This is a genomic window from Nocardia grenadensis NBRC 108939 (assembly GCF_001613445.1).
Taxonomy (GTDB): domain Bacteria; phylum Actinomycetota; class Actinomycetes; order Mycobacteriales; family Mycobacteriaceae; genus Nocardia; species Nocardia grenadensis.
In genome coordinates, this window is record NZ_BDCJ01000017.1 from 23,924 (window position 1) to 48,727 (window position 24,804).

Genomic DNA, 24,804 nt, shown 5'->3' on the forward strand with positions numbered 1-24,804 from the left:
ACGCGGGTGCTCAGGGGCCGGCGATCAATCGCCGGACGCGTCCAGCAGCCGGTGCCGCAGGCGATCGAACTCCCCGCCCCAGCCGGCCTGATCGGTACGGGCCAGTCCGCCCATCTCTACTACGACGCGTCGTTGCTCTACGGTACCCTCCGGGGTCACCCGCAACCAGACCCGCCTCCGCGAAACCAGCAGCGAGACCAGCAGCCCGCCCATCATCACCAGCGCACTCACCAGCACCCACTCCTGGGCCGGATCGTGCGACACCTGGAGATTCACGAACTCCTCGGCCCCGTCGAAGCGCACCTCCGTACCACCCGGCAGCTTCGTGGTCTCGCCCGGCCGCAGGTTCACCCGGGCTTCCTTGGTGAGCCGGCCCTGCGCGACCATCTCCTGATCGAGCGCGAAGATCGACTGCGGGCGGCCGGTGTCCAGGCCGGTATCACCGCGGTAGACATCCACCGCCACCGCCGGATCGGTCATCTCCGGATACACCGAGGTGAGCAGCGACCCGTGGAAACTGGCGGTCGGCGCGAAGAGCCCCTCGATCGCGATCTGATTCTGCCGCCGCTCGGCCTCGGTGGCGAACATCCCACCCGGCGGATCGATCCGCAGCACCCCGCTGGAGAGGAAGGTCTGCAGATCGGAGGGCTGCCACTGTATGGTCTCGGTGCGCTTCTCGCCGTTCGGGAAGGTTACGGTGAACGTCGGCGCGTAACCGTGCCCCTGCAGGTAGACCCGGTCCCCGCCGACCCGCAGCGGATGGTTCACCCGGATGGTCGTATCCCGCCAGGTACCGGCAGCCAGATCCGCACCCTCCTGATACGAGATATCGGAGGTGAACATCTCGGCCTGACCGTTGTCGAGGTAGTCGGCCCGGAAGTTCTTCACCTTCACACACATCGGGGTCATGCCGGTGCCGTCGTTCACATTCCCGGCCCGGAACGAGTCGAAAACCGCCGGCGAGGTGGTGCAGAAACCGGGTCCGTTGTTCGCGACGACGATGACGTTGCCCTCGTAACCGAACAGCTTCCCGGCCGCGATGGCCACCAGCAGACCCACCAGGGCCAGGTGGAACACGAGATTGCCCAGTTCGCGGGTGTAGCCCTTCTCCGCCGACAGCGTGACCTCGCCGTCGCGCTCCCCCGGCCGGATCTCGATACGCCAGCCCCGCAGCCGCGTCCGGGCCCGCTCGGCGATCTCGTCCGCGCTGCCGTCGAGCACCACTCGATGGTGGTGCGGCAGCCGGGCCAGATTACGCGGTACCCGCACCGGCGGGGTCCGCAGCGCGCGATAGTGGTCCACCGTACGCGGCAGGATGCAACCCACGAGGGAGATGAACAGCAGCACATAGACCGCGGTGAACCAGAAGCTGGAGAACACGTCGAACAGTTCGAACCGGTCCATCCACGCACCGAGCACCGGCCGGTCGGCGATATAGGTCGCCACCTTCTGTTCGTTCAGGCTGCGCTGCGGCAGCAGCGCACCCGGAATCGCGGCCAAGGCCAGCAGGAACAGCAGCACCAGCGCGGTCCGCATACTGGTGAGCCCACGCCAGGCGTTACGCACCAGCGCGCGGGCACGGCCCAGCGGGGATTGCCGGGGCGGTTGGACCGGGGGGGCCTTGGGGCGTTCTGTCACGGTCATATCGGCAGCGTCACCTCGGCGACGAAGCCGTCGCGGACCCAGCCGACGAACTGATCCCAGGCTCCGGTGACCAACGCCGCCCCCACCGCGACCAGCAGGATTCCGCCGACGATCTGAATCCGGCGGGAATTACGCCGCAACCACCCCACACCGCGCAACGCGCTCGCCGACCCGAAGGCCAGAATCACGAACGGCAGGCCGAGGCCCAGGCAGTAGGCGACGATAAGGGCCACGCCACGCACCGCGGTGGCGCCCTCGGTACCGGCGGCCACCGCCATCACGCCCGACAGCGTAGGACCCAAACACGGGGTCCAACCGAGCGCGAACACAGCGCCGAGTAGCGGGGCCCCAGCGATCCCGCCGAGCCGCCGGGGTTCCATCCGGGTATCGCGCTGCAATGCCGGGATGAGACCCAGAAACGCCAGACCCATCACGATGGTGACCACGCCGCCCAAGCGCTGCAGCAGTTCCCGGTTCACATTGAGTGTCTGGATGAGACCGAAGACGGTGGCGGTGGCCAGCACGAACACCACTGTGAAACCGGCGACGAACAGTCCCGCCGCGCCCGCGACCCGCAGCCGCCCCGAACCAGGGGCGGGCGCGGTCTCCGCCCCGGCGGGGGTTTCGGTGAGCACCGCCGTGGCGGTACCACCGGCGGGCGCCGCGCTCCGGTTGCGCCGGGCCTGGTCCACAGTCGCCGGCGGCGCCTGCGCGCCGACCAAACCGGCCAGGTAGGACAGATACCCCGGCACCAGCGGCACCACGCACGGCGAAGCGAACGACACCAGACCGGCCAGCAGGCAGGCTCCGAGGGCGAGCAGCAACGGTCCGGTGGCCGCTGTCTGCTGAAACGATTCCCCCACTCCTGCCAACACCGTCAACGCGAACTACGCTCCGATTCGCCTTCGGCGGTATTCACACGCCGCTCGTCACCGCGCCCACCCGGCGCGGTCGAACCCCGGCCACCCGACGGGCGTGAACTCGACACCCGCCGATCACTGCCTGGCTGCTGGGTCGCGGGCTGTAGCTCCCACGAACCGAGCGAGGACTTCACCAGTACTTCGGCCCGGACTCCGCGCGGTGGCCGGGTGGCCCCGTAGCGGCGTACGCCTCGGGATCGAAGACTTCTCATGATGCTCCCTCCGCGGCGATGTTCTGCACCACCGGTAAAAGATCTTCTGTGAGTAGGGCGCGCAGGAAAACCGCCGCTACCCGGTGGTCCCGATCCAGTACCAGAGTTGTGGGAATAACACTGGTCGGGAAATTTCCACCGAGCGCCAGCAGCGTGCGCATCGACGGGTCGTAGATCGACGGATAACCGACGTGGTTATCGATGACGAAATCTCGTGCTTTGTCCTGTTGGAAATCACGGACATTGATCCCGAGGAAAGCGACCCCGAGATCTTTGGTCTGTTCGTAGACCTGTTCGAGCGCGGGGGCTTCACCGCGGCAGGGCCCACACCACTGCCCCCACAGATTGATGACCACCACCTGGCCCGGGAAATCCTCCACCGAAACGTTCTCCCCGGTATCGGACATCAGCTCCGGCCCCGCCAGCTTGCCGATCGTGCCACGCGCGGCCGGCGGATCGTAGAAGATATCGGTCTGCCCGCCCGGCGAGACGAATTCGAAGGTGCCGCCCGTGGCTACCGCATCGGTACCGGTCGAACACGCCGACGCGGTCAGGCACAGCAGTGCGGCGAGCGCCGGCAACAGCCGGAAACGGAAAGCCGCGGCACCTTTTCTCATGCGCTCTGCCTTCTGGTTCTCATGCGCTCTGCCTTCTGGCTTCTCATGCGCTCTGCCTTCTGGCGCACGACCGGGCGCCCTGCGTGGTTACGCTGCGCTACCGCCTCCGGGCGCTGACCGTTCATGCGCCGTGCACCGTCGGGTCCGAACCGCCCGCGGGCTCCGAGTAGACGATATCGACGAGGGTGTCGCCCCGGTACACCAGCGAGGTGAGCGAGGCCAGGCCGCACTGCCGGGCGCGCGGATCGTGCCAGAGGCGCTGGCCCTGCAGGAACCGGCGCAGCGTCCACACCGGCAACTGATGGGAGACCAGCACCGCCTCGCGACCCGCCGACTCCACCCGGGCCTTGTTCACCGCGGCCAGCATGCGGTGCGCGATCTGCAGGTAGGGCTCGCCCCAGGAGGGGGTGAACGGGTCGCGCAGTTTCCACCAGTGCCGGGGCTTGCGCAGGGCACCGTCGCCGACCGACACCCGCAGCCCCTCGAAGGTGTTACCGGCCTCGATGAGGTTCTCGTCGGTGCGCACGATCAGCCCGTGCCGACCCGCGATGGGTTCGGCGGTCTCCTGCGCGCGCTGCAGCGGTGACGCGATGACCAGGGCGATATCGTGATCGGCCAGCGCCCGTGCGACCGCGCCGGCCTGCGCCCGCCCGGTCACCGACAGACCGAAACCGGGCAGCCTGCCGTAGAGGATCCCGCGCGGATTGTGCACTTCGCCGTGCCGCAGCACGTGGACGATGGTTTCGACCGATTCGGCATCGGCGGCACCGGTCGACGGCGCGGCGGCGGCCACCTCACCCGGCGGGCCGGCATCGGTGCCGGTCTCCGCTGGGGGGACGGTCGCGCCGGCGCTGGAGATCGGGTCGTCCCGGTCTGCCGGGGCGGCGGATACGCGCTCGGGGTCGGGCTTGCTCACGCGCGCTTTCCTTCGGGTGTGGCGCTCGCGGCCGCTTCGGCGGCGGCGGGCAGGGCTGCGGCGATTCGATCGAACGCGGCGTCGTCGAGCGCGGCCGAGACGAACCAGGCCTCGAACGCGCTGGGCGGCGCGTACACCCCGCCGTCGAGCAATGCGTGGAAGAAGCCCGGATAACGCCAGGTCGCGCTCGCCTTGGCGGCGGCGTAGTCGAGTACCGGTTCATCGGCGAAGAACACGCTGACCATATTGCCCGCGAACTGCACCCGGTGCGGGACCCCCGCGCCGGTGAGGGCATCGGTGAGCAGAATCCCGAGCCGTTCGCTGTTGCGGTCCAGCGTGGCGTACACCGCGTCGTCGGCGGCGCGCAGGGTCGCGAGCCCGGCCGCCACGGCCACCGGGTTCCCCGACAGGGTGCCCGCCTGATAAACGGGGCCCAGCGGGGCCAGCCGGTCCATCACCTCGGCCCGGCCGCCGAACGCGGCCGCGGGCAGCCCGCCGCTCATCACCTTGCCGAAGGTGTAGAGGTCGGCGGCCACCGGATCGAGTCCGTACCAGCCGGCCGCGCTCACCCGGAAACCGGTCATCACCTCGTCCATGATGAGCAGCGCCCCGTGATCGGAGGTGATCCGGCGCAGCCCGGCATTGAAATCGGGCAGCGGCGCCACCGCGCCCATGTTCCCGGCGGCGGCCTCGGTGATCACCGCGGCGATCTCGCCCGCGTTCGCCTCGAAGGCGGCGCGCACGGCGTCCAGATCGTTGTACGGCACCACGATGGTGTCGGCGGCCTGCGCCCCGGTGACACCGGGCGAGGTCGGCAAGGCGAATGTCGCGACGCCGGAACCGGCTTCGGCCAGCAGCGCATCGACGTGACCGTGATAACAACCGGCGAATTTGATGATCTTGGTGCGCCCGGTGTACCCACGCGCCAGCCGGACCGCGCTCATGGTCGCCTCGGTCCCGGAATTCACCAGCCGCACCTTCTGCACCGGAGCGACCCGCTCGACGATGAGTTCGGCCAGTTCCACCTCGCCCGGTGTCGGCGCCCCGAAGGACAACCCCGAGCCGGCGACCTCGCGGACCGCCTCGACCACCGCCGGATGAGCGTGCCCGAGGATCATCGGCCCCCACGAGCACACCAGGTCGACGTAATCGTTACCGTCGGCGTCGGTCAGCCGGCAGCCCCGGGCGGATGTGATGAACCTCGGCGTGCCGCCCACCGAGCCGAAGGCACGCACCGGGGAATTGACACCACCGGGAACAACCGCTTCGGCTCGCTGGAAAAGCTGACTGGAGGTCGGCACCGCCGTACCGGCCACGCGCAGAGAACTCACGGCCTCCAGTTTGGCAGCCGCCTCCGGCGGCGTCGACGACAGGGTGCGCATACGTGACATACACCGCCACGGCGACACCGGCAAAGCCAAATACAGCCGGGTCCGGATTCGAGTGCGTAGTCTCTGTCTGCATCGGAACTAACAGTGGATCACCGGCCGGGGAGGTCGTTTTGCGAATTGCCAGGAGTACTGCGGCTCTTTCTCTGGTCTCGGTCGCCCTCGGAGCCCTGGCCACCGGACTCGGCGCGGGTACGGCGGCGGCCGCCGTACCGGTCGTGGACCCCGACAACGCGCGCGCCGGATTCCGGCTGAACCAGCCCGAAACCGCGGCGCTGGCCGCAGGCCCGATCCCGGCCCTGGTCGACCACGTGGTCCCGCCCTCCCAGATCGGTGCCGGTCTCGACAGCGACACCCGCCTCTACCGCGACGAGAACGGTGGCGTCCACGCCTCACTGCGCCAGGTGATCCTGGAATCGGCCGACAACGGTGGTTCGGTACTGGTGTTCTTCCACGTCCCCGGCGCACCGCACGGCCGAGTGTTCGATATCTACCAGCAGTGGCGCTGACCGGCCGGTTCAGGCCCGCCGCGGCGCCCGGACCAGCCGGGCGACGGCATCGATGACGGCGCTACCGGCACCCGCCACCAGCAGCATCGCCAGAAACAACCACGGCCCCGCGTACCGGGTCGCGGTGTAGGCCGGCACGTCTCCGGTCGCCGGGAAATCGGTGTTCTGGACGCCCAGGTTCCAGCAGAGCGCGGCCGCCGCCAGCGCGAGAACCGCCAGCAGGATATCGGCAGCCGGTAGGACGAGCGAACGGTTCACAGGTCTCCTCGGGTCGGCGGCTGGGACGCGATCACCCGATCGTGCCCGCGCGCGACCCGATAATCAATCGTCGCGACCGGGATCCGGCGCGCGATTCTCCTCGACGGAAGGCGCGCCCACCACCCGGGTCAGCGCCGACCGCAGCGCGCGATGATCCTTGGCCCAGGTGCGCACAAGTTCGCCGTCGGTGCGGCGCAACCCGATCGCGGTACGCCGCCGCGGGATCCCGGTCAATTCGCCGAGCGCCCGGCCGCTCTCCCAGGGTTCGTCGGCATCCACCGGCAGCACCGCGGCGATGGACCGGACCGGTGTCGTCTCGGCGCCGTTGCGCAGAAACCCGTCGGTGAGTTCGACGCCGACATGGGTGCGTGCGGCATACACCTGCAATACCGCGAACCCACCGATCAGCACGGCGCAGAAGATGAGGGCGAACCAGTGCGGTGTGACACCCACCGCGATCTCCACGGCCAGCAGTAGCGCACACACCAGCGGGCCGTACGCGACCGCCCGCCAGCGGGCTCCGGGCTCGGAGAAAAGAACCGCCCCGGCCTCCGGGGCGGTATCCACTCGATCAGGCATGGGTGAACCGGCCGGAAACCAGGGCCACCCGTATCAGCCGATAACGCCGGGGATCAGCAGAACCGCGACGGTGAGAACCCCGAACAGGACCAGAAGAGTCAGTACGAGCATATCCCGCCGAATACTCTGTGGCTGTTGGATCACCACTCGCATCATTGCCTCCGATCCCCGGACGGTCAGGTCTCCGTCCTACTGACCGGGTACCCGAGGCCGCCGGTTGGCATGTCCTCTGTGACAGCCCTCACCATACATGGCGGAATACCGGGAACAAACTCCACGTTCGTTATCTGAATCGGCCACCGACCAGGCGTGGATAACGATGCCCAGGTCAGCGATCCGGGTTTCGGTTATCAGCGATTTCCGGGCGCGCCGGGTCCACGCGGCGGCAGGAACCATTTCGCCGCTTCCGGGCGCTGGCAGAGGAAGATCGCCCCGCCGGCCAGTACCGCCTGCACGATGGACGCCGCCCCGGACAGCACCGGCCAGATACCCTCCACCACGCCGATGGAGAACAGCGCGATCACCCCGGAGACCACCAACCAGACCCCGGCGAAGGTGAGCAGGGTCCGCGCCCACACCTTCCCTCTGCCGAGCTGATGCACGACCAGCACACCCAGCGCGGCGACCGCCAGGCCCAGAATCACGCCCAGCACCGCCCCCACCGTGACCAGCAGGTCGACCATGGCCGGTGTGATCTGCGGGTCCGCCGCTTGCATACGTTCCCGGAAATCCGCGCTGAACCGCTCGCGGTTCGTCAGGGTGTCGGCCAGGGATACGAACAGCCGGCCCACACCCAGACCGATTACGCCCCACCACAGTTGCCGCGCGGTGACAATATCCACCGGCGGAGTCATGACAGCCAGAGCGCCGCCTCCGTCGCCCAATAGGTGAGCACGATATCCGCGCCCGCGCGCCGGATACCGGTCAGCGATTCCAGCACGGCGCCGCGGCGATCGATCCACCCGCGTTCGGCCGCCGCCGTGATCATCGAATACTCCCCGGAGATCTGATACGCCGCTACGGGAACCGGGGAGCGGTCGGCCACCTCGCGCAGAATATCCAGGTACGACATGGCCGGTTTCACCATGACGATATCGGCGCCCTGCTCCAGATCCAGCTCCAGCTCCCGGATCGACTCCCGGCGGTTGGCCGCGTCCTGCTGATAGGTCCGGCGATCGCCCTGCAGCGACGACGCCACCGCCTCCCGGAAGGGGCCGTAGAACGCCGACGCGTACTTGGCCGCATAGGCGAGGATCGCGGTATCGGTCCGGCCCGCCTCGTCCAGCCCGTCGCGGATCGCGCCGACCTGACCGTCCATCATCCCGCTCGTACCGAGCAGATCAGCACCCGCCTCGGCCTGCGCCAGCGCCATCTCCACGTACCGCCGCACCGTGGCATCGTTGTCGACCGCGCCCGAGCCGTCCAGCACCCCGCAATGGCCGTGATCGGTGAACTCGTCGAGACAGGTATCGGCCATGACCACGGTGGCATCCCCCACCTCGGCGGCCAGCGCCCGCAACCCCCGGTTCAAGATGCCCTCCGGATCGGTCGCGCCGCTCCCCACCGGATCCTTGTCCTCCGGCTTCGGCACCCCGAACAACATCAAACCACCCACCCCGGCGGCGACGGCCTCGGCGGCGGCCGCGCGCAGGGAATCCAGCGAATGCTGGAACACCCCGGGCATCGAACCGATCTCCCGGGGCTCGGACAACCCATCCGCCACGAACATCGGCAACACCAGATGCCGCGGCTCCAGACTGGTCTCGGCCACCAGCCGCCGCAACGCCGGCGTACGCCGCAGGCGCCGCGGACGCTCGATACCGCTCATGGGAGGAAGTCTAGGGGTGCCGGTTGCAGCGGGTTCGACGCCCCTCTTACCAGGCCCTGAAAAGGTCGAGGCTTTTCACCGAGCCACCCACGCTCGGAGCACCAGCCGTGACCACGCAACGTCGTCCACGCGTAGGCGATCCGAGCGTCGACAACTAACGGCTGCGGCGGCTCTTCTTACGAGGGGGCGGGAGCAATCCCTCGGCCCGGAGCCGGGCTGCGTGTTCGGCGAGGGCTTCCACCAGCGGGCCCACCTGCGCGACCTCCGGCTGCACATCGACGCGCAGGCCGAATTCCACCGCGGTTTCAGCGGTTTTCGGGCCGATGCAGGCCACGATGGTTCGGGCGTGCGGCTTTCCGGCGATACCGACCAGGTTGCGGACCGTGGAGCTCGAGGTGAACAGCACGGCGTCGAAGCCGCCGGTTTTGATCATCTCGCGGGTTTCCGCGGGCGGCGGGGAGGCCCGGACGGTCCGGTAGGCGGTGACATCGTCGATCTCCCAGCCGCGTTCGCGCAGTCCTTCGGCCAGGGTCTCGGTGGCGATATCCGCCCGCGGCAACAGAACCCGGTTCACCGGATCGAATACGTCGTCGTAGGGCGGGAAGTCGGCAAGCAGGCCGAGCGAGGACTGTTCCCCGCTGGGCAGCAGTTCCGGGTTGATACCGAAGGAGCGCACCTTCTCGGCGGTGGCCTCACCGACGCAGGCGATCTTCACGCCCGAGAACGCGCGAGCGTCCAGACCGAATTCGGCGAATTTCTCCCAGACCGCGCGGACGGCGTTGGTGGAGGTGAAGACCACCCACTGGTAGCGACCGTCCACCAGCCCCTTGACAGCACGTTCCATCTGGGCGGGACTACGCGGCGGTTCCACCGCGATGGTCGGCACTTCCTTGGGGATGGCTCCGTGGGTGACCAGCCGTTCGCTCATCTCGCCGGCCTGGTCCTTGGTCCGCGGTACGAGCACGGTCCAGCCGTACAGCGCGCGTGACTCCCACCACGACATCTTCGACCGTTGCGCGACCGCCTTGCCGATGGTGACCACCAGCGGGCCGACCAGTTCGGAGGCGGCGCTGTTCAGGGTGGCCAGGGTGGCCTCGATGGTGCGCTGCTGGCGGGTGGTGCCGCGGACGGTGACCGCGACCGGGGTCTGCGGGGCCATACCGTGTTCCACCAGGGCGCTCGCGGTTTCGGCCAGATGCCCGGAGGTGGCGTGCAGGACCAGCGGCCCGGGTGCGGCGGCCAGGGCGGGCCAATCCACTTCGCCGCGCACATCGGCCTCGGTATGACCGGAGCCCAGCGCGATACCGGCGTAGCTGGGCACCGCCGAGCCCGACGGCAGCCCGGGCAGCACCTCGAACACGATATGCGAGCGGGTGACCGTGGTGACCTCGGCGATCACCGCGTCGGTGGTGAGCGGGTCACCGGAGACCACGCGTACCACGTCATGGCCGGCTTTGGCCTCGGCGATCAGCGTTTTGGCGACCTCGGCGGGTTCACCGAGGGCGGGCCGGACATCGACCGAGCGCTCCCCGTCGGGTTCCGGTTCGACCTCGGTGCCGATCAGGGCGAGTACCCCGGCGTCGACATCGGGGTCGGTGAACGCGAGGGTTGCCCGGCACAGCACTTCGCGCGATCGGGTGGTCAGCAATGCCGGGTCCCCCGGGCCCGATCCGACGAACAGGATCCGCCCCGGATGCTTCTTGCTGGCTCGACTCATCGGTTGTTCTCCATTGGACTGGGTTCGGTGAAGTCCGTGGCGGTGCTCGTTCCCGCTGCGGCGGCGCTCGGTTCCACGGCGGCGGTGCCGCCTGATTGCGCTGCGGCGGTGCTCGTTCCCACCGGGGTGGTGTGGTCTCCGGCTCTCGCGAGATCCGGTTCCGCGGTGCCGGGTTCGGCGGCGAGTAGCTCGCGGGCACCCAGCTCCAGCAGTTCGCGGGCCAGGGCACGGCCGAGTTCGGCGGCCTCGGCCGGTGCACCCACCGTCGAGGCCCGTATCACATCGGAACCGTCGAGCGCGGCGGCGCAGCCACGCAGCGAGAGTTCCTCGACGATACGCCCGTCGTCGTCCAGAGATTCGACGATTTCGGCGATCGCTCCGACGGGCGCGGTGCAGCCCGCCTCGAGTTCGGCGAGCAGTGCCCGTTCCGCGGTGACGGCCGTTCTGGTGGCGGCGTCGTCGAGGACGGTGAGCAGCTCGATCAGGTCTGTGTCGTCGGCGCGGCATTCCACCGCCAGCGCGCCCTGCGCGGGCGCCGACAGCATCTGCACGGGCTCCAGTGCCTCGGTGACGGCGTCCAGCCGGCCGATCCGGGCCAGCCCGGCGCGGGCGACAACGACGGCGTCGAATTCGCCTTCGGCGACCTGACGCAGACGGGTGTCGAGATTGCCGCGCAGCGGACGGATCTCCAGACCCAGCCCCAGTGCCAGCAGTTGCGCCACCCGGCGCGGCGCGGAGGTGCCGACCACCGCGCCCGGCGGTAGCTCGCCCAGCACCAGGCCGTCGCGGGCCACGACCGCGTCGCGCGGGTCCTGGCGCGGCGGCACCGCGGCGAGCACGAAACGGTCGTCCCCGGCGGTGGGTAGGTCCTTGTACGAGTGCACCGCGATATCGATGTTCGCGGCGGCGAGTTCGGCGCGCAGCGCGCTGGTGAACACGCCCACGCCGATCTCCTGGACCGGGTCGGCGGACAGATCGCCCGGTGTTTCCACGATCACCAGCTCCGCCGGCTGCCCGGCCGCGATCAGCGCGTCCCGCACGTCACCGGCCTGGGTCCGCGCGAGCAGACTGCCGCGGGTGCCGATCCGCCACGGGCGCCGGCCCGCTCCGGGCCCCCCGGCGCCCGCGACCGCTGCCGCGTCCGAGCCCTGCAGGATTGTCATGTCGACTGCTCCTGTTCCTCGTCGTGGCCGGCGGGTGTGAAATCGTCGGCCAGGGCTACTTCGCCGTCCAGGCCCATCCAGCCTGCACCGTTGTGTTCGGCCCGGCTGATCTCCATGGGCGCAGCGACCGCCTGGGCCGATCCGGGTGTCAGTTCGAACAGTTCGCGCAGCGCCTCGGCGTAGCTGTCGCCGCCGGGGGTGCTGGCCAGTTGTTTGACCCGCACCGTCGGCGCGTGCAGCAGTTTGTCCACCACCCGCCGCACCGTGCGTGCCACCTCGTCACGTTCGGGGTCGGCCAGTCGCGGCAGCCGCGAATCCAGCCGCAGCAGTTCGGCCTCCACCACCTCGGCGGCGCGCTGGCGCAGCGCGGCGACGGTCGGCGTGACCTCGGCCATCCGCTGTCCGGCCAGATACCTGGCCAGTTCCTCGGCGACGATGGCCCGGGCGGCGGCGGTGTCGCCGGCCGCGGCGCCGGCGGCCGGGTCGTGCTGCAGGGTCTCGATATCGATCACCGTGACACCGGGCAGTCCCGCCACCGCGTGGTCCACGTCCCGGGGTAGGCCCAGATCGCAGAACACCATGGGGCGGCCGTGCCCGCGAGCGGGATCCGACAGCGCGTTGTGCGCATCGGCCAGGGTGACCACCGAACCCACCGCGCCGGTGCAGGTGACCACCACGTCGGCCACCGACAGCGCGTCGGCGAGCCGGGACAGTTCATATGCCTGCGCCGCCACCCCGTGCGACTCCGCGGTCGCGGCGAGCCGCTGCGCACGTTCGATGGTGCGGTTGACCACCAGGATCCGCCCGATCCCGGCGCGGGCCAGATGCGCGACCGACAGGCCGCCCATGGCACCGGCGCCGATCACCGCGGCCGTCCGACCGGCCAGCGGACCGAGCACCGTGGTGGCCCGGTCCAGGGCCACCGACACCACCGACGCACCGGCCCGGTCGATACCGGTTTCCGAATGCACCCGCTTACCGACGCGCAGCGCCTGCTGGGAGAGTTCGTGCAGGGTGCGGCCGACGGCCTGCTGAGCGTCGGCGGTGGTGTAGGCGCTGCGGATCTGGCTGAGCACCTGCTGTTCGCCGACCACCATCGAATCCAGCCCGCTGGCCACCGCGAACAGATGCTCGGCGGCGGCCTCGCTGTAGCGCACATAGGCGTGGCGGGTCAGTTCCGGCATCGGCAGCCCGGAATGGGCGGTCAGTAGCTCTCCGACATCGGCCAGGCCGCCGTGGAACGCGTCGACCACCGCGTAGATCTCCACCCGGTTGCAGGTGGAGACGATCATGGCTTCGGAGATATGGCTGGAGGCCAGCATGCGGTCGATCAGCTTGGGCCGATCGGCATCGGTGATCGCCACCTTCTCCAACATCGCAACCGGCGCGCTGCGATGTGAGATCCCGACGAGAAGAACGCTCATGGTGTGACCACCGATCCCTTGCTGGTTGGCTCCGTTGCCGTATGCGAGGTCGTCTGGGCGGTCTGGGCCGCACAATGGGACAGTCCGGCGGAGCCCGGCGGCGAATGCGCGGGCATCCGGCGGGCGATCCGGCCGGAGCCGTTCAGTGGATGGGCGGACGGCACGGCACTACCCGTTGCAACGCCGCCCACGATGGGATCGTTTGCCGCTTCGGGCGCGTTCTCCGCCACATCCGCGGTGTTCACGACGTCGTCCCGGTCGGTGGCGAGTTCCTCCGGGTCGGCGTTGCGGACCCGCTCGAACGAGAGCATCTGCATCTCCACCGCCAGATCCACCCGGCGTAACTCCACACCCGGCGGTGCGGTCAGCGGGCACAGGGCGAAACTCAGGATGGACTGCACCCCGGCGGCGACCAGTTCGTCGCACACCCGCTGGGCGGCGTCGTCGGGCACCGCGATCACCGCGATGGTCGGCCGCAGGATCGCGATACCGTCGGTGAGTCCGGCCGCGTCGCGTACCCGCAGGCCCTCGACATCGCGGCCGATCACCTCGGGGTCGTTGTCGAAGACCCCGACCACCGCGAAGCCGCGGCGCCGGAACCCGCGATAGCCGACCAGCGCGCGCCCGAGATTGCCGGCGCCGACCAGGACCACCCGATGCCCACCGGACAGCCCGAGCACATCCTCGATCCGGGCCCGCAGTCGCGCCACGTCGTAGCCCACACCGCGAACTCCGTTGGGGCCCAGGAACGACAGGTCTTTACGCAATTTGGCGGAATTGACACCCGCCGCGACAGCCAGTTCCTCACTGGATACGATGGCCACACCGTCATCGGTCAGCAGGGCGAGCACCCGGAGATAGGTGGCCAGCCGCGCCACCGTAGCCTGGGGGATGCCCTTCTGCAGTGTGCGGGTGGTGACGTTGGGAGCATCGCCGGAGACGTCGCGCGTCTCATGCTGCTCTGTCACGTCCTGGCTCCTCGTCCGGGCCGAAGCGGCCCGGGTGCTCGGCGACCTCCGTTGCGGTCCATGCGCCGATTACGGGGTCGGATATGGGTTGATTCACCTGCTACCGGCGGCCGGATACTCGCCCCGGCCTGCGGCTCGCGTGCCACCACCGTAACCGCTTGTGAACCCATGCACAAAGTCGGTGAAATTCGCCTCATTTTGTGTCGCGATGCGACCTTGTACGATCCCCGGCCGTAATTCGGACACCCTCAGCGATTCAGATCGGTCCGCAACCGGGTCTCGTCCACATCGAAATAACTGTGTTCCCGGCCGTCGAGCAGCACCACCGGCAGCCGGTCACCGTATTCGGCACGCAGTCCGGGGTCGGTACCGGCGACCGCGTCCACATCCACACTGCCGACCTCGATACCGAATTCCGCGCAGATCACCCGCAGCTGTTCCAGGGCCCGCTCGCACATACCGCAGCCGGCGCGGGTCAGCAGGGTCACCTCATGCGTTGTCGAGTTCGTCATGACCGCTATTCAACCCGCCGCGGACCGGACGCGGCGGGCTGTAGTGCGTCTCGGGGCAGCCGTCCGGTTACTGTGGACGTGATTCGCGCGAACAGGCGGAGGTACTGGTGCCGGAACGATCGAAGGTGGGGAAATCCGGGTTCATCGCGGGCCGGTTCGGGGAACTTCCGGTCCGATGGAATCTGGGCCCGCTCGGACAGGGCCTGTCCGAACAGTTGGCGCGTATATCGCGCAGCCCGTTCGGGCCCAGCGAAGAGGAGGTCCGCGCCAATGTCGCCGGTGAGGCCAGCGCGGATGCCGCACTGGCCTTACAGGACGCTGAGCGGGCGGCCGTCGGCGCCCCGCCGGAGGTCCCGCGCGACCTCACCGCGGCGGCTTTTTTCGACGTCGACAACACCATGGTGCAGGGTGCCTCGATCGTGCATTTCGCCCGAGGTCTGGCCGCGCGCAAATACTTTCGCAGCGCCGACCTGGTGGATATCGCTTGGAAGCAGGTGAAGTTCCGGATCACCGGCAAAGAAAGCAGCACCGATATGGCCACCGGTAAAGAGAAGGCGCTGGAATTCATCGCCGGGAGGTCCACCGCCGAACTCGCCGCGCTCGGCGAGGAAATCTACGACGAGATCATCGCCGACAAGATCTGGCCCGGCACGCGCGCGCTGGCCCAGATGCACCTCGACGCCGGTCAGCAGGTGTGGCTGGTGACCGCCACTCCCGTCGAACTCGCGCAGGTGATCGCCAAACGTCTCGGCCTGACCGGAGCCCTGGGCACCGTGGCCGAGAGTGTCGACGGAAAATTCACCGGCCGCCTGGTCGGCGATATCCTGCACGGGCTCGGCAAGGCACACGCCGTCCGGGCCCTGGCCATCCGCGAAGGCCTCAACCTCAAACGCTGCACCGCCTACTCCGACAGCCATAACGATGTGCCGATGCTGTCGCTGACCGGCACCGCGGTGGCGATCAACCCGGATTCCGATCTCCGCGAGGTCGCCAAGGCCCGTGGCTGGGAGATCCGCGATTTCCGGACCGGCCGCAAAGCCGCCAAGATCGGGGTGCCCACCGCCCTCGCGCTGGGCGCGGCGGGCGGGGCGGTCGCCGCCGCGGTCACCCGCCGCAAGAGCGCGCAGTGAGCGGCGGGTGGGCGGCGCCACCCGCGGCTGCCGCTCAGCCCATGAAGGCGTTGCGGCGCCGGACCAGCAGTTTGTAGAGGGTCTGCTGGATCGTTTCGCGGACCTGGTCGGTGACCTCGAACATGAGCATGGGGTCGTCGGCGTCCTCGGCCTGGTACTCGGTGGTGCTGATCGGGGTGCCGAACTCGATGTACCACTTCGAGGGCAGCGGGACCGCGCCCAGCGGACCCAGATGCGGGAACGTGGGGGTCACCGGGAAGTAGGGCAGGCCGAGCAGCCGGGCCAGTGGCTTGATGTCGGCGATCTTCGGATAGATCTCCTCGGACCCCACGATCGAGCACGGGATGATCGGCACTCCGGCGCGCACCGCCGCGGCGACGAATCCGCCGCGGCCGAAGCGCTGCAATTTGTACCGGTCGGCGTACTTCTTGCCGACACCCTTGAAGCCCTCGGGGAACACACCGGTGAGTTCGCCGGCGCTCAGCAGCCGCTCGGCGTCCGGGCGGCAGGCCAGGGTGTGGCCGGCTTTACGGGCCAGGGTGCCCAGCATCGGCATCTCGAAGACCAGATCGGCGGCCAGCAGGCGCAGGGCACGCTGTTTGGCGTGATGATCGTGTACCGCGAGTTGCAGCATGAGCCCGTCGATCGGCACGGTGCCGGCGTGGTTGGCCACGATCAGGGCTCCACCGACCTCGGGCACGTTCTCCATGCCACTGGTCTGGACCCGGAACCAGTTGTCGGCCAGCGGACGCAGAGCCGGTAGCAGTACCGATTCCAGTAGATGCTCGTCGAACCCGAATTCGTCGATCTGGTAGTCGCCGGTGAGCCGCCGCCGGGCGAATTCGGCGGTACGTCCGATCTGCCTACCGATAGCGTCGCGCATCAGATCGGTGACCGAGCGCGGTGCGGCGGGCGTGGGCGGGGTGAGACGGTCGGTCAGCGAAGTCACCGACCGGTCGGCAGGACCGGTCCAGGTACGTGTCGCGGGCCGTGGCCGCGGCACGGTAGCGAGGTCCTGCAGTCTGATGACTTTGGCGACGTCGTTCATGTATGTGCTCCCGTACCGGCCTTGATGAGGCCGAGCAGTTTGTTTTCTGCGGCGTCGATCCACGCTGGATCGACCACGGGCCGCGACACTGCGCCCCCGGTGAAGTCGTCGAACGCCTGTACCGTCGTCCAGCGCGGCTCGAACCCGAGTTCGCCGCGCATACGCGTCGTGTCCAGACCACAACCGAAAAGAAAGTAATCGAGCTGTTCGGAACTGAAATCACGCATCACCGGACTCATCAGCGTCCGGCCGACGGTGCGGAACACCGACCAGGGTACCGGCATTGCGACCCGTCCGGAACGACGCACAGCCTGAGAAAGTGCGAGGGCGCCGTCACCGGCCACATTGAAGGTGCCGCCCGGGCCGTGCCGGACGGCGTGAATCAAGGCGGCGACCGCGTCCTCTTCGTGGAGGAACTGCATACGCGCGTCCCGGCCGAGCACGGTCGGAGTGATCGGAGAGCGCAACAGCTGCCCCGCCCGGGCGCCGAGACCCGGGCCGACCATCGGCGCCAAGCGCAGCGTGAGCACGGTGATATCGGGGCGGCGACGGGCCAGACCGCGGGCGAAGCCCTCGATCTCGATCATGTCCCGGGCGAACCAGCCCGACGGTGGCCGGCGGGCGCTCATCTCCTCCGTGAACTGCGCGGGGTCCTTGGCACTTCCCCCGTATACCCCGGAACTGGAACGTGACACCACCCGGCGCACGGTCGGCGATTTCTGGCAGACGGCGAACAGCTGCATCGCCCCGAGGACGTTCATATCCTTCATGGCGGCCCGCCCGCCGCCCGAGGGCGGCTGGGACAGCACCGCGGTGTGTACCACGGTATCGACCTGATAACGTTCGATGACTTTGCGGATCAAGGGGTTCCGGATATCGGCACGCACGAATTCGGCGCGCCCCATCCGGCGGCGCAGCGGTGGCGCGGGGGTGAGTACGTCGACCGCGACGACCCGCTCGATCTCGGGGTCGGAGACGAGCCTGCACACGACGTTGCCGCCGAAGAATCGACTGGCGCCCGTCACCAGTACGACCTTGGGCTTGTAGCTGCCGTTCGCTTCAGTGTCCACCTGCACCGGACCGTTCCACCTCGAGCATCGACCCCCGCTCAATAGTTCCGACTACCAGCCTAACGACCGGCGCAGTCACCACCGGATTCTTAACGGGGACCTAACCCCGATTTCAGTTGATGGAAACGCGACGAAACCCGCTACCGAATGGTAGCGGGTTCCGCCGAAGACGTTGCGCGCTTGCGCTTACTTGCCGAGTTTGCGCCGCTGCACGCGGGTACGACGAAGCAGCTTGCGGTGCTTCTTCTTCGACATGCGCTTGCGGCGCTTCTTGATCACAGAACCCATAGGGTGTCCTCGCGTTCTCTCCTCGGCGCGTCTCGCGCTCGCTTACGTCAACTGTCCGGTCGTATGCCCGGTTGCTCGCGGCTGAATCTCAGCCCTGGAGGCGGCGGCCCCGCGCGGCCACGAAAGGGAGGCAGCGCGCCGCCGATCCAACACAGCGAGCGTTGATGTTACCGGCCCGCTGGCGTGGGCCGGTAACCGCCTTCACCCGGCATCGAAATAGGACGTCTCCAGATAATCGTGCACCGCCTTGGCGTGCACCCGGAAAGATCTCCCGACACGAACCGCCGGTAGCTCTCCCGAGTGCACCAGCCGGTACACCGTCATCTTGGAAACTCTCATCAAATTCGCCACCTCGGCGACGGTGAGAAATTGCGTACCACCACCGAGTATTGATTGTCCTGGCGACGAACCACCGCCGCTGTTAGCGGACATCTTGTTCGAAGACATCATCGCACCACTGACCTCCGGCACGTCCGCGCCGCCGGCTTCCCCACCAGCGGAACAGACACGCACGTGCTCCTTGAAGCTTAGCGGGACCAGTGGGATTACTGCGACGGGAGTGAGAAATCAGGTTCATACGCTGGGGGTCGGGAGGTCATTCCGCGGTCGCGCCCTGTTCCGCGGAACGCTGTTTGGCCGCGTGCAGCGCCTCCAGGAACGCCGACCGCAGACCCGCGCGCTCGAGTTCGCGCACCGCCGCCGCGGTGGTCCCGGCCGGAGAGGTGACCGCCGCGCGCAGATCCACCGCGCTCTGCCCGGATTCCGCGAGCATGGCCGCCGAACCGAGCATTGTCTGCGTGACCAGCTGGGCCGAGACATCGCGGGTCAGACCGAGCCCGACCCCCGCCTCGACCATCGCCTCGACCACCAGGAAGAAATACGCCGGTCCGGAACCCGATACGGCGGTCACCGCGTCCATCTGCGATTCGGCGACCACGCACACCTGCCCCACCGTACTCAGCAGTTCGGTGACCAGCTCCAACTGCTCGGTCTTGGCGTAGCGACCGCCGGCCAGCACACTCATCCCCTCGCCGACCAGCATGGGCGTGTTCGGCATGACCCGCACCACGGGGAATCCCGCGGGTAGTTTGGCCTCCAGCCGCGCCGTCGGCACGCCCGCCGCCAGCGAGACCAGGATCTGATCACGGTCGCCGCCCAGGTCGGCCTTGCCGAGTTCGGTGAGCACGGCATCCACATCGCCCGGTTTCACCGCGACCACCAGCAGATCGGCACCCACCGCGGCATCGTCGACCGCGTCGGTCACCCGCACCCCGAACCGGTCCGCGAGCAGTTCGGCCCGGTCGGTGTGCGTTTCGACCACCACCAAGTCCTTGACGGCCCGTCCGGCCTCCAGCAGGCCGGCAATGAGGGCCTCCCCGATCCGGCCGCCACCGATCACCGCAATTCGTGTCATGGGCGCCATTGTTCTTGGCGCACTCTCGGTGGCGGGGTCCGGGGGCCCCATTGTCCGGTCACCGGATCACCCGGGCCCGGGACCTGCCACGAGAGTCCGGGACCCCGCGGCACCGGCGCGTCAGCGCTTCGGCGAGGGGAGCAGGGCCAACTGGCGGCTCTGGGCGACCAGCGCGCCCGTGGAGTCGACCACGATCTGGTCGGAATCGAATATCCCGCCGCCGACCTCATGGGTGGTGGCGATGATCCGCAACCAGCCCGGCGCGGGCCGACGCCGGAGGTAGGTCGTCATCTGGACGGTCGGGGACCAACCGAAATAACCGAGGTTGGTGGGGACCGGCGGGCACATATCGGCCGCCATCATCGCGATATAGGACGCGATCTCCGGATCGGCCTGATCGGCCGGGCGCGGGCGCAGCCACATCCGCAACCGCGGTTCGCCGTGGGCGTTGTCGATGAACCGCGCCCACTCCCGGTCCAGGAAGGCGTCCATACCCCGGGCCACGTGCACGATCCGGCCCATCGACGACCCGGGCTCGTAACCGATGGCGTCCGCGGTCGGTTTCGCCGGCAGATCGGTGTGCTCCGGGGTGTAGAGGGGCGGATGCTCCGGACCGTCCAGGTGGCCGAAGGTGAACGCGGTACGGACCAGCGGCCGGCCGCGCTGCACCAGCGTCACATCGACCAGGCAGATCTGACGGCCCACCTTGCGGACCGTCACGTCGTAGATCACCTCGCCCGGCTTCGGGGCGCCGAGGAAATCGGTACTCCCCGACAGCGGGGCCATGGTCGCGCGCTCCGGCTCCACCGTCCGCAGCCAGCGACTCGCGGCCGCCGCCGAACCGGCGACCATGGTTCCGCCGTGCACTTTCGGGCCGATCGTCCAGATATCGTCGATGATGCCGCGATAGCGCCCGTCTCCCGGTTCGTCGGCGGCGAGCTCGGTCAGGGAACACACCCGGCGGAACGGGGCGTCGGTGGCCGCCGCACCCGGCTCGGCGTGCAGTTCCGTCTCCGTCGTCATCGGTACTCCTTATCCTCGGCCCGGTAACCGTTCCGCGGGTGCATACTGCCGGTCGATCTCGGTACAGCAAACTCACCCGGGTACAGCCGGACCGATAGGGGCGCGTGTGCAGTCGGCATCCATGGATCGGTGACCATCGAGCACTGACAGTGATGTGAACCTCCCCGAGCCGGTCGAGGCGCACGACAGCATGCGTCTGTTGTCTCCTCCAGATGGTCCACCTCCATGGTCGGGGCCCGCCCCCGATTCTGGACCGACGGAGCGACGGAGCGCAGCGACCGAGCGTGTGCAGTCGACAGTCCAGAGGATGGCGACCATTGAGCACTGACAGTGATGTGAGCCTCCTCGGGCCGGTCCAGGCGCACGACAGCATGCGCCTTCTGTCTCCTCGGTATGGTCGACCTCCACGGTCGGGGTCACAGGGCCCCGACCCGCGCGCCGGAGGCGCGCAAACAAATACAGCTCAACGGGTCTCGATCGGGCTTGGGCCGGGGTAGGCGGTGATCGCCGGGTTCAGGTGGGTCCGCGCGAACGCGAGGGTGCGGTCCAGCATGTCCGCGCGGGCCGCGGTGGTGCGGGCGTCCTGGGTGTTGATCTCGGCCACGGCGTGCCCGGTGAACCCGTTGCGGACCAGCATGGCGCACACCGCCGCGCACGGCTGGGTTCCCGCGCCGGGGACCAGATGTTCGTCGTGGGCGGCGCCGCGACCGTCGGCAAGGTGCAGATGGCTCAGGCCCCGGCCCATCCGCGCGACCAGTGCCAGCGGGTCGGCGCCGGCGGTGGCGGTATGCGACAGGTCGAGGGTGTAGTGCCGGAACCCGATATCGGTGGGGTCGTAGCTGGGGCTGAACGCGGTGAGCGATAGACCGGGGCCGCCGCGACGTTCCAGGCGCTGGATATCGCGGGCGCGCCGGGCGAAGAGCCGGTCGGCTCGCATAGGAAACATGTTCTCGACCGCGACGGCCACCGAACTGCCCTCTTCGAGGTCGCGCACCTGGTCGGCGAAGCCTTCGGAATAGCGGCGTTGCCAGCGGAACGGGGGATGCACCACCACGGTGTCGGCGCCCAGCGCCTCGGCCGTGCGCACACTGCGTTCCAGTTTCGCCACCGGGTCGGCGCCCCAGACACGCTGGGAGATGAGTAGGCAGGGCGCGTGGACCGCCAGGACCGGTACCGAGTACTTGCGGGCGTAACCGCGCACGGTGGTAATGCTCTGGCTGGCCGGTTCGGCCCAGACCATCAATTCGACACCGTCGTAACCCAGTTCGGCCGCGTAACGGAAGGCCGCCTCGGTGTTCTGCGGATAGACCGAAGCCGTCGACAGTCCCACCTTGATACCGCGACGCTGCCCGTCGTCCCGCAGGCCGGCCGCGGGAGAATTGCTTCCCATCGCTGCCTCGCTCAGCCCGTACTGAGTAGGAATGCCAGCGGACCCAGGGTGACGAATACGCCGACAACCACAGCGATCACGGTACTGAACATATCGTCGCCGCGTCGCAGGATCCGCACCAGCGCGACGAGCCCCAGAATCACCACGACCGCCAGTGCGAGCGCGGCCAGTGGCTGCCCCTCCCACAGCATCTCGAAACCCTTGAACGCCAGCATTCCGGCGATCGCCGCGCCCACACTCTGCGCGCCGAGCACGATCCATTGTTTGCGTGGATCCTCGGTGGTCTCGCGATCGGTGGTGCGCGCCCCGGCCCCGAATCTCGCCTTGGTGGCAGCGAATTTGTCCCCGGCCGCACCGAATCTCCCGCCCAGCGCCGAACGGGCGCGGCCCAGCCGGTTCGCATCGACGGTGTCCTCGGGATCGTCGTAGTCGTCGGCGTCCGAATCGAATTCCGGCTCGAATTCGCCGGTTTCGTATCGCTCGCCCGAGGCGGCGGGAAGGGGCCGCATGGGGCCGTACACATCGGTGGCGAAGATATCGTTCTTCGCGAAGCCCGGGACGGGGTCGTGCCCCCGATCGTGCCCGTAACCCGCATCGGGGCCGAAACCCTGATCCGCGCCGAAGTCCGGACCGGGGCCGAAACCCTGATCCGCGCCGAAGTCCGGGGCGGGCGGCGGTGGCATCGGCCCGCCCGGCCGGCCGTTGCGGGCACCCGGACCACCGAAGTCGGAAGCGTCACGCGGCGGCGTCTCCAGCCCCTGCAGTCCGGCGCGCAACCGCACACCCTGATCGGTCGGCGACCATACGACGGTGCTCTGGTCCCCGTTCGGCCGGTCGGGCGATTCCGGGAACGACGCGGGCTCCGGCAGCGGCCGCGCACCACGACGGCGGCGCTCGAGCTTGGGCCGCGGGTCGTCCGCCGATGTCTCGGGCGCCTGCCACGCTTCGGTCGGTGGGGCGGCGCCGGGCGGACCCAGCCGGGGCGGGCCGTCGAAACCCTGCCCCGGCCACGACGGACCGGCATCCGGTCCGCCGAAGTCCGGAGCGGGTGCCCGACCGACATCACCGGGTCCGGGCGGAAGGCCGTAATCCGCGGGCGCCTCCGGTTCGGCGGGCGCGGACTCCGCCGCGGCCGCGGCTTCGGCGGCTTCCGCGGCCCGGCGGCGCGCGGCCCGTCCGCTGCCCGGCGCCTGCGGACCGGTCTCCCAGGACTGATTCGGCTCGCCTCCGGTGCCCGGGTCGTCCGCGAAAGCGGCGAAATCGTCGTCCGGTTCCGCACGGCGCCGGCGACCACCGCGGCGCGGTGCCTCCTCCGCGGGCGGGAACTGCTCCCGGTCGCCGGCATAGGGGTCCGGATCACCCAGCCGCGCAGGGGCACCGTCACCGGCGGGGCCCGGCGCATACGGCTCCAACGGGTTGTAGACGGTGATCGGGCCGGACATCGGCGAGTTGTTCGGATCCGGGGCGGCATACGAAACCCGCTCGCCCCCATGATCCTGCGCACCGACGCCGCTATCGCCCGCCGTAGCGGCGGAATACTCCTCGTCGGCCTCGTCGGCCTCGTCGGGAGCCGCATGGGCCGAACCGTTGCGTTCGACGGCCGGTATATCACCGGACAGGTCGTCGACCGAGAGCCCGCGCCCGCCGCGCCGTCGCCGGCCGCCGCCGGTGGCCGGCTGCGCGCCGTTGCGAGCCAGCAGTTCGGCTACCGACAGTTGATTGGAGTTCCTGCTCATGAAGGCACCGTTTCGATCGGGCCCGCCGACGTCGCGCCACCGGGCGTCGAACCGTTCCCGGCGGCCGCGTTCGGCGTGTTCGTTGTCAGTGGTCCACCATCCATATCGGTATCCAGTTTGCGCAGGATCAGCCCTTCGCGCAGCGCCCACGGACAAATTTCCAGCGTATCCAGGGAGAGCGCGCGCATGGCGGCCTCGGCCACGAGCGCTCCCGCCACCAATTGCTGGGATCGGTCGGCGCTCACGCCCTCCAGTTCGGCGCGATCGGACGCGGTCATCCGGGAAATGAACGCGATCAGCTGGCGCAGGCCGGAACCGGTCAGTGTCCGGCGAACCCGGGGACCGGCGCCCGAGGGCGCCGCGCCGGTGAGCCGGGCCAGCGAACGGAAGGTTTTGGAGGTGCCCACCGCCAGATCGGGCTTACCCGCTTCGGCGAGCTGTTTGGCCGGATCCACCATCTCGGCGGCGAGCCAATCGCGCAGGATGCCGATGCGCCGTTTACTCGGCGGATCCTCCGGTAACCATTTGCGGGTCAGCCGACCGGCCCCCAGCTGCAGCGACAGCGCCACCTCCGGTTCCTCGTCCACGCCGCTGCTCACCTCGAGCGAGCCGCCACCGATATCGAGGTTGACGATCCGGCCCGCGCTCCAGCCGTACCAGCGGCGCACCGCCAGGAAGGTCAGCCGGGCCTCGTCCGCCCCCGCCAGCACCCGCAGGTCCACCCCGGTCTCCGCGCGCACCCGGCCCAGCACCTCGTCGGAGTTGGTCGCCTCGCGTACCGCGGAGGTCGCGAAGGCCATCAGTTCCACGCATCCCGACGCGGCGGCGAGATTCGCCAGATCGGCCACCGTATCGACCAGTTTCTGGGCACCGGCCGCGGTGATCCGGCCCCTGTCGTCCATATTCTCCGACAGCCGCAGCGACTCCTTCGTGGAGCTCATCGGCATGGGATGGCCACCCCGATGCGCGTCCACCACCAGCAGGTGAACGGTGTTGCTTCCGACATCGAGGACACCTAGACGCACACGGACACGTTACTTGGTGTACCTG

At 69.0% G+C, this 24,804-nt stretch carries 25 protein-coding genes; 2 read left to right on the forward strand and 23 right to left on the reverse strand.

What is annotated here, in order from left to right; all coding sequences use genetic code 11:
- Positions 1-24: 24 nt before the first annotated feature.
- The 5 genes from resB to hemL form a co-directional block, all read right to left on the reverse strand.
- Positions 25-1,644: a cytochrome c biogenesis protein ResB gene (gene resB, locus NGR01S_RS17655; protein WP_063038168.1), complete on the reverse strand. Its 1,620-nt coding sequence runs from the start codon at positions 1,642-1,644 to the stop codon at positions 25-27.
- Positions 1,641-2,525, reverse strand: a complete 885-nt coding sequence (locus NGR01S_RS17660; protein ID WP_063038170.1) for a cytochrome c biogenesis CcdA family protein — start codon at positions 2,523-2,525, stop codon at positions 1,641-1,643. The genes resB and NGR01S_RS17660 overlap by 4 nt, the downstream gene beginning before the upstream one ends.
- Positions 2,526-2,772: 247 nt before the next feature.
- Positions 2,773-3,393 (reverse strand): TlpA disulfide reductase family protein, encoded by a 621-nt coding sequence (locus NGR01S_RS17665; RefSeq protein WP_063038172.1) that lies wholly within the window; start codon positions 3,391-3,393, stop codon positions 2,773-2,775.
- A gap of 121 nt (positions 3,394-3,514) precedes the next feature.
- The gene (locus tag NGR01S_RS17670) at positions 3,515-4,186 is read right to left on the reverse strand and encodes a histidine phosphatase family protein (RefSeq protein WP_063038516.1); all 672 of its coding nucleotides are present in this window, start codon (positions 4,184-4,186) and stop codon (positions 3,515-3,517) included.
- Positions 4,187-4,305: 119 nt separating this feature from the next.
- On the reverse strand, positions 4,306-5,640 hold the full coding sequence (hemL, locus tag NGR01S_RS17675) for a glutamate-1-semialdehyde 2,1-aminomutase (protein WP_063038518.1): 1,335 nt from the start codon (positions 5,638-5,640) through the stop codon (positions 4,306-4,308).
- A 170-nt stretch (positions 5,641-5,810) separates the two neighbouring features.
- On the opposite strand from hemL, the gene NGR01S_RS17680 reads away from it, so the two are divergent.
- Positions 5,811-6,206 (forward strand): hypothetical protein, encoded by a 396-nt coding sequence (locus NGR01S_RS17680; protein ID WP_245664647.1) that lies wholly within the window; start codon positions 5,811-5,813, stop codon positions 6,204-6,206.
- 9 nt (positions 6,207-6,215) lie between these two features.
- Here the strand turns inward: NGR01S_RS17680 and NGR01S_RS17685 are convergent, their stop codons facing one another.
- The 9 genes from NGR01S_RS17685 to NGR01S_RS17725 all read right to left on the reverse strand — a co-directional run bounded on the left by NGR01S_RS17685 (position 6,216) and on the right by NGR01S_RS17725 (position 14,655).
- On the reverse strand, positions 6,216-6,464 hold the full coding sequence (locus NGR01S_RS17685) for a hypothetical protein (RefSeq protein WP_063038174.1): 249 nt from the start codon (positions 6,462-6,464) through the stop codon (positions 6,216-6,218).
- Positions 6,465-6,527: 63 nt separating this feature from the next.
- Positions 6,528-7,043 carry a transport-regulating membrane protein Mce1N gene (mce1N, locus tag NGR01S_RS17690; protein WP_063038176.1) on the reverse strand — a complete coding sequence of 172 codons (516 nt, stop codon included), beginning with the start codon at positions 7,041-7,043 and terminating at the stop codon, positions 6,528-6,530.
- 350 nt (positions 7,044-7,393) lie between these two features.
- Entirely contained in the window at positions 7,394-7,897 is a 504-nt protein-coding gene (locus tag NGR01S_RS17695) for a hypothetical protein (RefSeq protein ID WP_063038178.1), read from the reverse strand.
- Entirely contained in the window at positions 7,894-8,871 is a 978-nt protein-coding gene (hemB, locus tag NGR01S_RS17700; protein WP_063038184.1) for a porphobilinogen synthase, read from the reverse strand. The genes NGR01S_RS17695 and hemB overlap by 4 nt, the downstream gene beginning before the upstream one ends.
- A 154-nt stretch (positions 8,872-9,025) precedes the next feature.
- A complete protein-coding gene (locus NGR01S_RS17705) occupies positions 9,026-10,588 on the reverse strand; it encodes a bifunctional uroporphyrinogen-III C-methyltransferase/uroporphyrinogen-III synthase (protein ID WP_039826942.1) in 1,563 nt (520 codons plus the stop codon).
- Positions 10,585-11,751 (reverse strand): hydroxymethylbilane synthase, encoded by a 1,167-nt coding sequence (gene hemC, locus NGR01S_RS17710; protein ID WP_084481291.1) that lies wholly within the window; start codon positions 11,749-11,751, stop codon positions 10,585-10,587. The genes NGR01S_RS17705 and hemC overlap by 4 nt, the downstream gene beginning before the upstream one ends.
- The gene (locus NGR01S_RS17715; RefSeq protein ID WP_063038186.1) at positions 11,748-13,175 is read right to left on the reverse strand and encodes a glutamyl-tRNA reductase; all 1,428 of its coding nucleotides are present in this window, start codon (positions 13,173-13,175) and stop codon (positions 11,748-11,750) included. Before NGR01S_RS17715 ends, hemC begins: the two co-directional genes overlap by 4 nt.
- The gene (locus tag NGR01S_RS17720) at positions 13,172-14,143 is read right to left on the reverse strand and encodes a redox-sensing transcriptional repressor Rex (RefSeq protein ID WP_063038188.1); all 972 of its coding nucleotides are present in this window, start codon (positions 14,141-14,143) and stop codon (positions 13,172-13,174) included. The genes NGR01S_RS17715 and NGR01S_RS17720 overlap by 4 nt, the downstream gene beginning before the upstream one ends.
- 248 nt (positions 14,144-14,391) lie before the next feature.
- Positions 14,392-14,655, reverse strand: coding sequence for a glutaredoxin family protein (locus tag NGR01S_RS17725; RefSeq protein WP_063038190.1), 264 nt, complete (start codon positions 14,653-14,655; stop codon positions 14,392-14,394).
- A 107-nt stretch (positions 14,656-14,762) separates the two neighbouring features.
- Between NGR01S_RS17725 and NGR01S_RS17730 the strand changes: the two genes are divergently transcribed.
- Positions 14,763-15,785: an HAD family hydrolase gene (locus tag NGR01S_RS17730; protein ID WP_373861433.1), complete on the forward strand. Its 1,023-nt coding sequence runs from the start codon at positions 14,763-14,765 to the stop codon at positions 15,783-15,785.
- 34 nt (positions 15,786-15,819) lie between these two features.
- Here NGR01S_RS17730 and NGR01S_RS17735 read toward each other — a convergent pair whose 3' ends face one another.
- The 9 genes from NGR01S_RS17735 to NGR01S_RS17770 all read right to left on the reverse strand — a co-directional run bounded on the left by NGR01S_RS17735 (position 15,820) and on the right by NGR01S_RS17770 (position 24,779).
- Positions 15,820-16,833, reverse strand: coding sequence for a lysophospholipid acyltransferase family protein (locus NGR01S_RS17735; RefSeq protein WP_063038192.1), 1,014 nt, complete (start codon positions 16,831-16,833; stop codon positions 15,820-15,822).
- Positions 16,830-17,903 (reverse strand): NAD-dependent epimerase/dehydratase family protein, encoded by a 1,074-nt coding sequence (locus NGR01S_RS17740; RefSeq protein ID WP_063038524.1) that lies wholly within the window; start codon positions 17,901-17,903, stop codon positions 16,830-16,832. Before NGR01S_RS17740 ends, NGR01S_RS17735 begins: the two co-directional genes overlap by 4 nt.
- 186 nt (positions 17,904-18,089) lie before the next feature.
- Positions 18,090-18,191 (reverse strand): 30S ribosomal protein bS22, encoded by a 102-nt coding sequence (locus NGR01S_RS30300; RefSeq protein ID WP_003402602.1) that lies wholly within the window; start codon positions 18,189-18,191, stop codon positions 18,090-18,092.
- Positions 18,192-18,392: 201 nt separating this feature from the next.
- On the reverse strand, positions 18,393-18,641 hold the full coding sequence (locus NGR01S_RS17745) for a helix-turn-helix domain-containing protein (RefSeq protein ID WP_030525584.1): 249 nt from the start codon (positions 18,639-18,641) through the stop codon (positions 18,393-18,395).
- Between the two features lie 145 nt (positions 18,642-18,786).
- Positions 18,787-19,605 (reverse strand): pyrroline-5-carboxylate reductase, encoded by an 819-nt coding sequence (gene proC / locus NGR01S_RS17750; protein WP_063038196.1) that lies wholly within the window; start codon positions 19,603-19,605, stop codon positions 18,787-18,789.
- 120 nt (positions 19,606-19,725) lie between these two features.
- Complete coding sequence (locus NGR01S_RS17755; RefSeq protein ID WP_063038198.1) at positions 19,726-20,628, reverse strand: thioesterase family protein; 903 nt, start codon at positions 20,626-20,628, stop codon at positions 19,726-19,728.
- A gap of 463 nt (positions 20,629-21,091) precedes the next feature.
- Positions 21,092-22,018, reverse strand: a complete 927-nt coding sequence (locus NGR01S_RS17760; RefSeq protein WP_063038200.1) for a sugar phosphate isomerase/epimerase family protein — start codon at positions 22,016-22,018, stop codon at positions 21,092-21,094.
- Between the two features lie 11 nt (positions 22,019-22,029).
- Positions 22,030-23,754: an Rv0497 family membrane protein gene (locus tag NGR01S_RS33025; RefSeq protein ID WP_063038202.1), complete on the reverse strand. Its 1,725-nt coding sequence runs from the start codon at positions 23,752-23,754 to the stop codon at positions 22,030-22,032.
- Positions 23,751-24,779: a Ppx/GppA family phosphatase gene (locus tag NGR01S_RS17770; RefSeq protein WP_063038204.1), complete on the reverse strand. Its 1,029-nt coding sequence runs from the start codon at positions 24,777-24,779 to the stop codon at positions 23,751-23,753. Before NGR01S_RS17770 ends, NGR01S_RS33025 begins: the two co-directional genes overlap by 4 nt.
- Positions 24,780-24,804: the final 25 nt, after the last annotated feature.